Raw genomic sequence first — 12,841 nt, 5'->3', positions numbered from 1 at the left:
ACAATGAGACCTGCCTCGAAGACCTGGATCAAGGCCGCCGGTGCCGTCACCGCGTCCGCCGCTCTGGTCATGCCCCTGACCGCCACCCCGGCCGGTGCCGCCACGGCCGCCGCCCAGCTGAACGGTTCGTGGGCCCCCTTCGACCGCTGTCCGGTGGACGCCCCGGCCATGCTCGCGACGGACGGCGACGTCGACGTCCCGCTGTGCGTGACGTCCACCTCGCCCAACGGGACGATCAAGCTGGGCAACACCACGGCGACGACCGGGGCCACGAACCTGCAGTTCGGCGTCATCCAGCACCCGGCCGAGGGGACGTATACGGTCGTCCCCCCGGCCGCCGGATCGATCATCAGCGGAAAGACCACCATCCCCGGTGGTCTGCTCGGCATCATGTGCCCCAGCAACGTCCCGGTCGTCTCGGCCGTCTGCGGGCAGATCACCAACGCCACCCTGAACAAGGTCACCGCCACGGTGGAGTCGGCCGGCACGCCGACCGAATTCAGCCTGGTCGCGGGCATATCCTCCGGGCCGATCGTCAAGCTGCCCGTCAAGATCCGCCTGGAGAATCCGCTGCTGGGCTCCAACTGCTACATCGGAAGCAGCAGCAATCCGGTGTTCCTGCGCCCCGGGAACCTCAGCGCGCCCAGCTTCTCCGCCTCCCGGTTCAACGCTGACGGCACGGCGAACCCGGACGAGGGGTCGATGATTCAGATCGCCCTGTCCGGGGCGGCCCAGGGTGACAGCCAGTTCTCGGCGCCGAAGGCCAGCGGCTGCGGTCTCGGCGGCATCCTCAGCTGGGCGATCGACCTGAAGGTCGGCCTGCCGGCCGCGGCCGGCTCGAACAACCTCGTGCTGAACGACGCCAAGACCTACACGGCCGGACTCACCGCGCCGGGCCTGTCGGTGCCCAACGCGGGCAAGGAACTCTCCGAGAGCTGGCATTCCGCGGTGAAGTAACCGGCGAGAACGGCACGGGGCGCCGTCTCCGGCTTCTTGTCACTTCATGCGCCCCGGACCTTGACCGCCCATGAGCCCGCCCCGGCCGAATGAACCCTGGTCGGGGCGGGCTTCGGCGTGTCCGGGCCCGCTTCCGGGAGCCGCCGCTTCGGCCGGGAGGCCCTCACTTTTCGACAGGTTTCGCGGCCCGATTACTCATCGGTGCACAAGAAAACGGTGCGCTGCAATTACCTCGGAGAAAGTTCGTGAAGTGCTATTGCGGACTTAGGTTACCGGCCCGTAGCGTCCCGCTTGAGCAGCTCGGAAACGCGTCCGTACCTGCTCGTTCGACGCACGTGGAGTCCTGGTCGAACCCCCTTGACCCGGGATTCCTCCGGGAGTTCATCCGGCCCCGAACCCTCCCACCCGGGGCGGGGTTCTCCCGACCGCCGGTGTCTCGTGGCTCCGGCCCCCCTGGGCCACGGGGCACCGGAGCACCCGGAGCGCTTGCGCAGATTCCGACAAAGCCGTCCGGCGGGTTTGTCAATCGGTGACAAGTGATCCACACAGAGATCGAAGTCCGGCGATTCCCGCTGTTCAACGGCTTGTCCTCGCGCTTTCGACGGACATAACGTGCGCCTCCTGGTGCATGTGTGACGAGCCGCCATTGCTTTTACCGGAGCCGGAGCGCTGACAGATGACGTCGTTCACCACCACTTCGAGGGAGGGCCGATGGGTATCGAAGTAGTCGTCGAAGGCCTGACGAAGTCCTTCGGCAAGCAGAACGTCTGGCAGGACATCAGCCTCACCCTGCCGGCCGGTGAGGTGAGTGTCATGCTCGGGCCTTCCGGCACCGGGAAGACCGTGTTCCTGAAGTCCATCATCGGATTACTCAAGCCGGAAAAGGGCCGTGTCCTCATCAACGGCGTCGACATGGTGAACAGCCCGGAGCGCGAAATCATGGAGACCCGGAAACTCTTCGGCCTCATGTTCCAGGACGGCGCCCTCTTCGGCTCGATGTCGCTCTTCGACAACATCGCCTTCCCCTTGCGTGAGCACACCCGCAAGAAGGAGTCCGAGATCCGCCGCATCGTCATGGAGCGGATCGACATCGTGGGTCTGCTGGGCGCGGAGGGGAAGCTGCCGGGCGAGATATCCGGCGGTATGCGCAAGCGGGCCGGTCTCGCCCGTGCCCTCGTCCTGGACCCGCAGATCATCCTCTGCGACGAGCCGGACTCCGGGCTCGACCCGGTCCGTACGGCCTACCTCTCACAGCTCCTGATCGACCTCAACGCCCAGATCGACGCGACGATGCTCATCGTCACCCACAACCTCGACATCGCGGCCACCGTCCCCGACAACATGGGGATGCTGTTCTGCCGCAACCTCGTCACCTTCGGCCCGCGCGAGGTCCTGCTCACCAGCGACATGCCCGTCGTCTCGCAGTTCCTCGCCGGACGCCGCGAAGGCCCCATCGGCATGTCGGAGGAGAAGGACGCGGCCACCCTCGCAGCGGAGCAGACCAACGGCTTCGACCACACGGCCGGGCCCCGCACCGTCGTACCGCAACTGGAGCCCTCACCGGGACTTCCCGTCCGGCAGGCCGCCCTGCGCCGCCGGGAGCGGGTCCTCTCCATGATGGGCCAGCTGCCGGAGGCCGCCCGTACAGCCATCCTGAACAGCTACACGCCGACCTTGGACGGTGGGCGCCGATGACGGCACCACTGCCCGTACGCCCACCCGTGCCGGCCGCGGAGGAGGCGCGGGCGCCGGAGCAGAGGCAGCCCTCGCGGCTCCTCGCCCCGCTGCGCCAGACCGGGCAGCTGTTCGCCCTCGCACTGGCCGTCGGCCGGGCGGTCTTCCGCCGCCCGTTCCAGGTGCGGGAGTTCATCGAGCAGTTCTGGTTCGTCGCCAGTGTCACCATCCTGCCCGCCGCCCTCGTCTCGATCCCCTTCGGCGCGGTCATCGCACTCCAGGTCGGCTCACTCACCGAACAGCTCGGCGCCCAGTCCTTCACCGGCGGCGCCAGCGTCCTCGCCGTCATCCAGCAGGCCAGCCCGCTCATCGTGGCCCTGCTGATCGCCGGGGCCGCGGGGTCCGCGATCTGCGCGGATCTCGGTTCGCGCAAGATCCGCGAGGAGCTCGACGCCATGGAGGTCATGGGCGTCTCGCCGATCCAGCGCCTCGTCGTCCCCCGTGTGCTGGCCACCATGTTCGTCGCCGTCCTGCTCAACGGGCTGGTGTCCGTGGTCGGCACGCTCGGCGGCTACTTCTTCAACGTGATCATGCAGGACGGCACACCGGGCGCCTACCTCGCCAGCTTCTCCGCCCTCGCCCAGCTGCCCGACCTCTACGTCGGTGAACTCAAGGCGCTGATCTTCGGCTTCATCGCGGGCATCGTCGCCGCCTACCGGGGACTGAACCCGCGCGGTGGCCCCAAGGGCGTGGGCGACGCGGTCAACCAGTCCGTCGTCATCACCTTCATGCTCCTGTTCGCGGTGAACATGGTCCTCACGGCGATCTACCTCCAGATCGTCCCCCCGAAGGGGGGCTGACCGATGTCGATGCTCGGCTGGCTCGACCGCTCGGGGGAGCAACTCACCTTCTACGTACGGGCGCTCATCTGGATCCCCCGGACGCTGCGCCGCTATCTCAAGGAGGTGCAGCGGCTGCTCGCCGAGGTCGCCTTCGGCAGCGGCGGCCTCGGCGTCATCGGCGGAACCATCGGCGTGATGATCGCGATGACCCTCGCCACCGGCTCGGTCGTCGGCCTCCAGGGGTACGCGGCCCTCGACCAGATCGGCACCTCCGCCTTCACCGGCTTCATCTCCGCCTACTTCAACACCCGGGAGATCGCGCCGCTCGTCGCGGGGCTCGCCCTCTCCGCGACCGTCGGCGCCGGCTTCACCGCCCAGCTCGGCGCGATGCGGATCAACGAGGAGGTCGACGCCCTGGAGGCGATGGGCGTGCGCTCCATGCCCTACCTCGTCACCACGCGGATCATCGCCGGCGTCGTCGCCATCATCCCGCTGTACGCGATCGGGCTGCTCTCCTCCTACCTGGCGTCCCGCTACATCACCGTGCTGTTCAACGGGCAGTCGGCGGGCACTTACGACCACTACTTCAATCTCTTCCTCTCCCCGGACGACGTGCTGCTGTCGGTGCTCAAGGTGCTGATCTTCAGCGTGCTGGTGATCCTCGCCCACTGCTACTACGGCTTCCACGCCACCGGCGGCCCGGCCGGCGTCGGCGTGGCCGTGGGCCGCTCGGTGCGCAACGCCATCGTGCTGATCAGCGTCACCGACTTCTTCCTCTCGCTCGCCATCTGGGGCGCGACGACAACGGTGAAGGTGGCCGGCTGATGCATTCCCCAACGGCGCAGACGGTGCGCCGCAGACTCGCGGGTGTGGCCTTCGTGCTCGTGCCCGCCGTGCTCGTATGGCTGTCGGTCTCCGTCTACGAGAAGGACTTCACGGACGACGCCACCGTGACCGTACGCACCGGAAGCGTCGGCAACGAGATGCACGACAACGCCGAGGTGAAGCTGCGCGGCGTCGTGATCGGCGAGGTGCGCGACATCGAGGCGGCCGGGGACGGGGCGCGGCTGACGCTCGCCATCGAGCCCGGCCGGCTGGAGCAGATACCCGCGGACGTCACCGCCCAGATGCTGCCCACCACCCTCTTCGGCGAGCGGTTCGTCGCCCTCGTGCCTCCGTCCGTCCCGACCACGCAGACCCTGCGGGCCGGCGCCGTGATCCCGCAGGACCGCTCCTCCAACGCCATCGAGCTGGAGGAGGTCCTCGACAACGTCCTGCCGATGCTGACCGCCGTCCAGCCGCAGAAGCTCGCCGCCACCCTGAACGCGGTGTCCCAGGCGCTCGAAGGACGCGGCGACAAGCTCGGCGACACGCTGGTCACCCTCGATGCCCACCTCAAGGAGTTCAACCCGCAACTCCCCACGCTCAACGCGGACATCAAGGAACTCGTCAAGGTCAGCACGCTCTACGCGGACGCGGCCCCCGACGTCCTGGACGCGCTCACCGACTTCACCACCACCAGCGGCACCATCGCCGAACAGCAGGCGGAACTCGCCGATCTGTACGGCTCCACCACCGCCTCCGCCCAGGACGTCACCTCCTTCCTGCGCAAGAACAAGGACAACCTCATCCATCTCTCCGCCTCGGGCCGGCCGACGCTGGAACTCCTCGCGGAGTACTCGGACGTCTTCCCCTGCACCCTGCGTACGATGGCCGGCTTCGTGCCCGCCATGGACAAGGCGCTCGGCAAGGGCACCGACCGGCCCGGCCTCCACGTCACGCTCAAGCCCGTGGAGTCGAAGGGCAAGTACGTGGCGGGCAAGGACACCCCGGTCTACGACGCGACCGGCGGGCCGCACTGCTACTCGGTGCCGTACACCGGCAGGCCGGTACCGACCGCCGACGCCCGGACCGCTTCCGTCAAGGACAGCGCCCCCGCTGCGGCCGGCCAGGACACCGGACCCGCCGACACCGCCCTCGGCATGCCCAACTCCCCTGAGGAGAGCCGGCTCGTCAACGAGCTCGTCGCCCCCTCCCTGAAAGTACGGCCGCAGACCCTGCCCGACTGGAGCAGCGTGCTCATCGGTCCGGCCTTCCGCGGTGCGGAGGTGAAGCTCAAGTGAAGCGCCGCTCCCTCGCGGGACCCCTCGTGAAGTCGATCGTCTTCGTCGTGGTGACCGCCCTGGCCACCACCGTCCTGGGACTGTCCATCGCCAACACCGGCGTCGGCGACACCGTCTCGTACAAGGCGCGGTTCACCGACGCGACCGGACTCGTCGTCGGTGACAGCGTCCGCATCGCCGGCGTCAAGGTGGGACAGGTCGAGTCCGTCCAGGTCGCCGACAAGCGGCTGGCCGAGGTCGGCTTCGCCGTCCGCAAGGGCCGGAAGCTCCCCGCCTCGGTGACCGCCTCCATCAAGTACCTCAACATGGTCGGCCAGCGCTACATCGACCTCGACCAGGGCGCCGGGCACGTCGGCGCGAGCTTCAGGTCGGGAGAGACCATCCCGCTCTCGCGCACCACACCCGCGCTGGACCTCACCCAGCTCTTCAACGGCTTCCAGCCGCTCTTCGAGGGGCTGTCGCCACCGGACGTCAACCAGCTCGCCGGCTCGATCGTCCAGGTCCTCCAGGGCGAGGGCGGCACCGTCGACAGCATCCTCTCCCACGTCGGATCGCTGACCGGCACCGTCGCGGCCAAGGACAAGGTGATCGGCGAGGTGATCAAGAACCTCAACACGGTCCTGAAGACCGTCAACGACCGGGAGGCGGGCTTCGACGACCTCGTCGTCACCCTCCAGAAGCTCGTCACGGGCTTCTCCGGCGACCGCAAGCCGCTCGGCGAGGCGGTCACGGCGATGGGCGCGCTCACGACCGTCACCGCGGACCTCCTCCAGGACGGCCGCGAGCCGCTCAAGGAGGACATCGCCCAGCTCGGACGCCTCACCGGAGGGCTCGACAAGAACGCTCCCAAGATCGAGAGCTTCCTGCGGAAGACCCCGGCCAAGATGGAGGCCATCACCCGCCTCACCTCGTACGGGTCATGGCTCAACCTCTACCTCTGCGAAGCCAGGGTCAACGGTGTGACGACCGAGGACGGCAGCGCGCCGCCCACCGGCGTCACCATCGACCAGCCGAGGTGCCAGGGATGAGAATCAAGCCCGTACGGGAACGCAACCCCGTCGCCGTCAGCATCGTCGGACTCCTCGTCCTGACACTCGTCGGCCTCGCCGCCTACCGCGCCGACGCACTGCCCTTCATCGGCGGCGGCACCACCTACAGCGCCGACTTCACCGAATCCGCCGGCCTCGACGAGGGCGACGAGGTACGGATCGCCGGAGTGAAGGTGGGCGAGGTCACCGGCGTCTCGCTCGACGGCGCCAAGGTGAAGGTGGACTTCCGGGTCGAGGACGCCTGGATCGGCAACTCCTCCACCGTCGGCATCGCCATCAAGACCCTCCTCGGCGACAAGTACCTCGCCGTCGACCCCCTCGGCGACGCCCGGCAGGACCCCGGCTCCCGCATCACCGCGAGCCGCACCACGTCCCCGTACGACGTCACCCAGGCGTTCAACGGACTCGGCGAGACGATCGAAGAGATCGACACCGCCCAGCTCGCCCGGAGCTTCGAGACGATCTCCGAGACGTTCAAGGACTCACCACCCGACGTACGCAGCGCGGCGAACGGGCTGTCGGCGCTGTCGAGGACCGTGTCCGAGCGGGACGCCGAGCTCGCCACCCTCCTCAAGGGCAGCAAGCAGCTCACGAAGACGCTCGCGAGCAAGAAGAGCAGCTTCGAGACCCTCCTGGAGGACGGGAACCTGCTCCTCGGCGAGATCCAGGCGCGCCGCGACTCCATCCACCTGCTGCTCACCGGCACCCGGAACCTCGGGACGCAGCTCACCGGGCTCGTCACGGACAACGACAAGCAGCTGAAACCCACCCTGGACTCGCTGGGACGGGTCACCTCGGTCCTGGTGAAGAACCGCAAGAGCCTCGACGAGGTCCTCTCCCTGGCCGGCTCCTACAACCGCCTCGTCGGCAACACCCTCGGCAACGGCCGCTGGTTCGACAACTACGTCTGCGGGGTCGTCCCGAAGAACTACCTGCCCGCCGGCACACCCCCCGACGACGGCGACTGCATGCCACCGAAGCAGGGAGGGCGCTGACATGAGAGGCACACGCATCATCGGGATCGGCGCCGGGCTCGCCGTCGTGGCGGTCGCCGCCACCTCGGGTGTGATGGCGATGGACGACCAGGGGAAGACCACCGTCACCGCCTACTTCGACCAGGCCACGGGCGTGTACGCCGGATCGGATCTGCGGATCCTCGGTGTGAAGGTCGGCACCGTCGAATCCGTCGAGCCGAGCGGCAAGGAGGTCAGGGTCACCCTGCGGCTCGACGAGGGCGTCGAGGTTCCCAAGGGGGCGCACGCCGTCGTCGTGGCCCCCAGTCTGGTCGCCGACCGGTACGTACAGCTCGCGCCGGCGTACACCGGGGGAGCGCGGCTCGAGGACGACGCCGTGCTCCCGGCCGCCCACAACGCCACCCCCATCGAGGTGGACCAGCTGTACGAGTCGATCACCGAGCTCTCCACGGCCCTCGGCCCGGACGGCGCCAACACGGACGGCGCGCTCGCGGAACTCCTCGACACCGGGGCCAAGAACCTCGACGGCAACGGAAAGGCCATCGGAGACTCCGTCGAACAGTTCGGCAAGGCGACGAAGACACTCGACAGGAGCAGCGGGAACCTCTTCGACACCCTGTCCTACCTGCAGACCTTCACCACGATGCTGAAGGACAACGACGGCAACGTGCGGGCCGCGGAGCAGCAGCTGAACACCGTCACCGGCTTCCTCGCCGACGACAAGAAGAACCTCAGCGCGGCCCTGAAGGAACTGGGCAAGGCGCTCGGCCAGGTCAAGGGCTTCATCCAGCGGAACCGCGGCGCCCTCAAGCAGAACGTGGACCTTCTGCTGCCGCTCACCCAGACCCTGGTCGACCAGCGCGCCTCGCTCGCCGAGTCCCTCGACACGCTGCCCCTCGCGGCGGGCAACGTGCTGAACGCCTACGACCCGGCGAACCGCACCCTCAACGGGCGCACGAACCTCAACGAACTGTCGATGGGCGGGCCGCTCACCGGGACCGAGGCCGGAGCCGCCGGCCTGGAAGGGCTGGCACCGGTGGACGCCTCCCGGCAGAAGGCACTTCCCGCACTGCCACTGCCCGCCGTCGGCACCGTCTACGGCACCCCGGAGAAGTCCGGGACGAAGAAGCCCGGAACGGACGAGAAGAAGGAGGCGTCCCCATGAGCCCGGCCCTGCGCAGCCCCGGCACCCGCGCGGTCACGGGCCTCGGCGCCCTGGTCGCCGCCGGTGTCGGCTTCGTGCTGGTCGCCACGACCGTCGGCCTGCCGTCGTTCTCGGGCATCGAGCAGGTGCCGCTGCCCGGCGGTGCCGACCTCGGCGACCACCCGTACGAGATCACCGCCGAGTTCGGCGACGTCCTCAGTCTCGCCCCGCAGTCCTCGGTCAAGGTCAACGACGTCGCCGTCGGCCGGGTCACCGGAATCGCCCTGACCCCGGGCAGCTGGACCGCCAAGGTCACCATGCGCGTCAACGGGAAGATCGACCTGCCCGCCAACGCCTACGCCCACCTCGAACAGTCCAGCCTCCTCGGCGAGAAGTTCGTCCAGCTCTCGCCCCCGAGCGCCGGCACCGCCAGGGGCGCCCTCGAGGACGGCGACCGGATCCCGCTCTCCCGCACCAACCGCAATCCGGAGGTCGAAGAGGTCTTCGGCGCCCTGTCGATGCTCCTCAACGGGGGCGGGGTCGACCAGCTCAAGACCATCACCACCGAGCTCAACAAGGCACTCGCCGGACAGGAACCGCAGATCCGCTCGATGCTGAAGCGGGTCGACACCCTCGTCACGAACCTGGACGGCCACAAGGAGGACATCACCCAGGCACTCGACGGCGTCAACCGGCTCTCCGCCACCCTCGCCACCCGCAAACAGGACGTCGGCACGGTCCTCACCGGTCTCAGCCCCGGTCTGAAGGTCCTGGAGAAGCAGCGCGGATCGCTCCTCACCATGCTGCGCTCGCTCGACTCGCTCTCCACCGTCGCCGTCGACACGATCAACAAGAGCAAGGCCGACATGATCGCCGACCTCAAGGCCATCGCACCCACGCTCACCGCGCTCGCCGACTCCGGCAACGACCTGCCGGACTCCCTCCAGGTCCTGGTCACCTACCCGTTCACCGACGAGGTGCTCCGCGGGGTGAAGGGCGACTACCTCAACGTCTACCTGGACGTGACCGCCCAGCCCGGCACCCAGGTCATCCCCGGGCTCACCCCGCCCACGGCGTCCGGCGCGCAGAAGACGCCGGGGGCGGCGCTGCCCCTGCCGCTCCCCTCGGTCACCACACCGGGAACGGAGGGCACCCGCTGATGATCACCCTCGCCATCCGGCTCAAGAACATCGCCTTCCTCGTCATCGCCGTACTCGTCCTCGGCTTCCTGGGGGTGCGGTACGCCGACCTCGGCCACTACGTCGGGCTGCGCGACTACTACACCGTCACGGTGCAACTACCGCAGACAGGAGGCCTGTTCACCCACTCCAACGTCAGTTACCGAGGTGTGTCCGTGGGCAGGGTCGGCCCGATCGAGCTCACCGACGACGGGGTCGAGGCCGAACTGCGCATCGAGAACGACGCGCCGCGCATCCCGGACAGCCTGCAGGCCGTCGTCGCCAGCCTCTCCGCCGTCGGCGAGCAGTACATCGACCTGCGCCCCACCCGCGCGGACGGCCCCTTCCTGGAGAACGGCTCGGTCATCGACCAGGCCGACACCACCATCCCCGCACCCGTCACCGACGTCCTCGTCGGCGTCAACGACCTGACGGCCTCCGTCGACACGGAAGCCCTGCGCACGGTCGTCGACGAGTTCGGCACGGCGTTCAGCGGGCGTGGCGACGACCTCCAGGTCCTGCTCGACACCGGCAGCGAGTTCGTCGAGGCCGCCGACGAGGCCCTGCCGACCACCACCAAACTGATGGCCGACGGCGAGACCGTGCTGCGCACCCAGAACGAACAGGGCGAAGCACTCAAGGGCTTCGCCTCCGGAGCCGAGGAACTCGCCGCGGAACTCAAGGGATCGGACACCGACCTGCGCCGGCTCATCGCCGCGGCGCCCGATGCCACCGAGCAGATCAGCGGCCTGCTGCGCGACCTCGACCCCGCCTTCGGCGTGGTCGTCGCCAACCTCCTCACCACCTCGGAGGTCGCCGTCACACGGCAGCGCGGACTGGAGGAACTCCTGGTCAAGCTTCCCGCCGTAGCGGCCGCCGGCGCCAGCGCCGTCGACCAGGACGGGGCCAGGTTCGGCATGTCGGTCACCTTCTTCGAACCGCTGCCCTGCACCGCCGGATACGGCTCCACCACCTACCGCCCCGGCACCGACGTCTCGGCGGCCCCCGCGGCCAACACCAAGGCCCGCTGCGCGTCCTCGCCCGGCAGCGGCATCAACGTCCGCGGCAGTGCCAACGCCCCGAAGGGCGGCCCCGTACCCGAACCGTTCACGCCGGGCTCCGGTGTCCTCCCGGACACGCTCGGCACCACCGGGAAGGCCACCGCGCCGCCGGCCGACGGCATGGCCGGCCTGCTCGGCCTGGGAGGCGGCTCATGAGCGACCGTACGAGAACCGGGTTCGGCTGGGCCGCGCTGCTCGCCGCCGTGCTGGTCTGCGCGCTCGGCACCTGGTCGTACGCCCAGGCCCGGGGGGACGACACGCTGGCGTACGCGAAGAGCCGCGACACCGCCCTCGCCGACGGCAGGCGGCACCTCGCCCGGCTGACCAGCATGGACGGCAAGAGCGCCGCGCGTGTGAAGTCCGGGCTCACCGCGTGGCTCGACGCCTCGACCGGACCGCTGCACGACCGGCTGGAGCGCAGCCGGAAGAAGGACGCGGGCGAGCTCACCGAGTCCGGCGCCACCGCACGCGGCAAGGTCACCGACGCCGCCCTCACCGCGCTCGACGACCGGGCCGGCACCGCGGCGCTCATCGCGACCGTCGACGTCGAGATCACCCCGCGCACCGGCAAGGGCGGGACGGAGCGCAAACGCTTCGAGGCGACGCTCGCCAGGACCGGGGACGGCTGGAAGATCAAGGCACTTGCCGCGCTATCGGTCGGGAGCGGCTCATGAAGCAGAGCACGGGAACAGCGACGATCCCGCCAAACCCCGCCCCCGTACCGGAGGAGGATCACGCGCCGGACGTCCCCTCCGCCCGTCGGAGGTGGACCCGCCCCGCAGCGGCACTGCTGGCAGTCGCCCTGCTGGGCGTGGGCGCCACACTGTTCGTCCAGGGGCAGCGGCTGCGTGACACCCCCGCCACCTCCAACCACGCCCTGACGGACTCCGCCGCGACCACCCGGGTCGCCGGCGACGTGAGCAGCGCGCTGGGCAAAGTCTTCTCGTACAGCCCGCAGGCCACCGGCGCCACCAAGGAGTCGGCGGAGCAACTGCTCGGCGGCCGGGCCCTCCAGCAGTACGCGGCGCTGTTCGGCCAGGTCGAGAAGCAGGCCGCGGACCAGAAGCTGACGCTCACCAGCCAGGCCGTACGCGCCGGAGTCACCCGGCTCACCGGCAGCAGCGCCCACCTCCTCGTCTTCCTCGACCAGATCTACGAGCGCGACGGGAAGCCCGCCACCACGGCGGCGGCGCAGCTGTCCGTGACCGCGGAACTGCGGGACGGGCACTGGCGGATCGTCGACATCACCTCCAGGTAGGGGAGAGCACCGAATGGCACGGGTACGCACGACGAGGAATCCCCTGCGGGCGGCAGCGGTCGCGCTGACGGTCGCGGCCGCCGTCGCCGCGGGCTGGGGAGGCTGGTCCCGCTACGACGCCGCACACGACGACTCGGCGGCCTACGCGCAGGCCCGCGACGACGCCCTGGCGGCGGGGGAGCAGGCGGTGCAGAACATGAACACGCTGGACCACGCCCGGCTCGCCGAAGGGCTCGACAGCTGGGAGGACTCGACCACCGGTGAGCTGCACGAGCAACTCGTCGACGGGCGGGACGCGTTCGTCAAGCAGATCGAGGCGGCCAGGACGGTCAGCACCGCCAAGGTCCTGTCCGGAGCGGTGACGGAGCTGGACGACCGGGAGGGGAAGGCCGGTGTGATGGTGGCGCTGCGGGTCACCGTCACCGCCCCCGAGGGTGAGCCCGCGGTGAAGGAGAGCCGGATGCTGGGGCAGCTCACCCGCACCCCCGGCGGATGGAAGCTCAGCGCCCTCGGCCAGGCGCCCGTCGGAAACACCGCCGGCTGACCCCGCCCGTCCGCCACGCACGCCTTCGAGAGGACCC

At 69.4% G+C, this 12,841-nt stretch carries 13 protein-coding genes; all 13 read left to right on the top strand.

The features are described 5' to 3' along the window. Positions 1-3 precede the first annotated feature (3 nt). Complete coding sequence (locus ACIP63_RS22855) at positions 4-957, top strand: hypothetical protein (RefSeq protein ID WP_401518490.1); 954 nt, start codon at positions 4-6, stop codon at positions 955-957. 711 nt (positions 958-1,668) lie between these two features. Further along, complete coding sequence (locus tag ACIP63_RS22850) at positions 1,669-2,652, top strand: ABC transporter ATP-binding protein (RefSeq protein ID WP_401518488.1); 984 nt, start codon at positions 1,669-1,671, stop codon at positions 2,650-2,652. Beyond that, the gene (locus ACIP63_RS22845; protein ID WP_401518485.1) at positions 2,649-3,491 is read left to right on the top strand and encodes an MlaE family ABC transporter permease; all 843 of its coding nucleotides are present in this window, start codon (positions 2,649-2,651) and stop codon (positions 3,489-3,491) included. Before ACIP63_RS22850 ends, ACIP63_RS22845 begins: the two co-directional genes overlap by 4 nt. A 3-nt stretch (positions 3,492-3,494) precedes the next feature. After that, a complete protein-coding gene (locus ACIP63_RS22840; RefSeq protein ID WP_031094766.1) occupies positions 3,495-4,298 on the top strand; it encodes an ABC transporter permease in 804 nt (267 codons plus the stop codon). After that, on the top strand, positions 4,298-5,596 hold the full coding sequence (locus ACIP63_RS22835) for an MCE family protein (RefSeq protein ID WP_401518483.1): 1,299 nt from the start codon (positions 4,298-4,300) through the stop codon (positions 5,594-5,596). Before ACIP63_RS22840 ends, ACIP63_RS22835 begins: the two co-directional genes overlap by 1 nt. Further along, complete coding sequence (locus ACIP63_RS22830; protein ID WP_401518480.1) at positions 5,593-6,624, top strand: MCE family protein; 1,032 nt, start codon at positions 5,593-5,595, stop codon at positions 6,622-6,624. Before ACIP63_RS22835 ends, ACIP63_RS22830 begins: the two co-directional genes overlap by 4 nt. Further along, entirely contained in the window at positions 6,621-7,640 is a 1,020-nt protein-coding gene (locus ACIP63_RS22825) for an MCE family protein (RefSeq protein ID WP_401518479.1), read from the top strand. The genes ACIP63_RS22830 and ACIP63_RS22825 overlap by 4 nt, the downstream gene beginning before the upstream one ends. Position 7,641: 1 nt before the next feature. Further along, entirely contained in the window at positions 7,642-8,784 is a 1,143-nt protein-coding gene (locus ACIP63_RS22820) for an MCE family protein (RefSeq protein WP_401518476.1), read from the top strand. Continuing rightward, a complete protein-coding gene (locus ACIP63_RS22815) occupies positions 8,781-9,923 on the top strand; it encodes an MCE family protein (RefSeq protein WP_401518473.1) in 1,143 nt (380 codons plus the stop codon). The genes ACIP63_RS22820 and ACIP63_RS22815 overlap by 4 nt, the downstream gene beginning before the upstream one ends. Next, positions 9,923-11,158: an MCE family protein gene (locus ACIP63_RS22810; RefSeq protein WP_401518470.1), complete on the top strand. Its 1,236-nt coding sequence runs from the start codon at positions 9,923-9,925 to the stop codon at positions 11,156-11,158. The genes ACIP63_RS22815 and ACIP63_RS22810 overlap by 1 nt, the downstream gene beginning before the upstream one ends. Then, positions 11,155-11,676 carry a hypothetical protein gene (locus ACIP63_RS22805; protein ID WP_401518468.1) on the top strand — a complete coding sequence of 174 codons (522 nt, stop codon included), beginning with the start codon at positions 11,155-11,157 and terminating at the stop codon, positions 11,674-11,676. The genes ACIP63_RS22810 and ACIP63_RS22805 overlap by 4 nt, the downstream gene beginning before the upstream one ends. Beyond that, entirely contained in the window at positions 11,673-12,260 is a 588-nt protein-coding gene (locus ACIP63_RS22800) for a hypothetical protein (protein WP_401518465.1), read from the top strand. The genes ACIP63_RS22805 and ACIP63_RS22800 overlap by 4 nt, the downstream gene beginning before the upstream one ends. A gap of 13 nt (positions 12,261-12,273) precedes the next feature. Beyond that, a complete protein-coding gene (locus ACIP63_RS22795) occupies positions 12,274-12,804 on the top strand; it encodes a nuclear transport factor 2 family protein (protein WP_401518463.1) in 531 nt (176 codons plus the stop codon). Positions 12,805-12,841 lie beyond the last annotated feature (37 nt).

The sequence above is a fragment of the Streptomyces sp. NPDC088746 genome, from assembly GCF_044751065.1.
Classification (GTDB): domain Bacteria; phylum Actinomycetota; class Actinomycetes; order Streptomycetales; family Streptomycetaceae; genus Streptomyces.
This window is presented reverse-complemented; position numbering and strand designations above follow the sequence as displayed.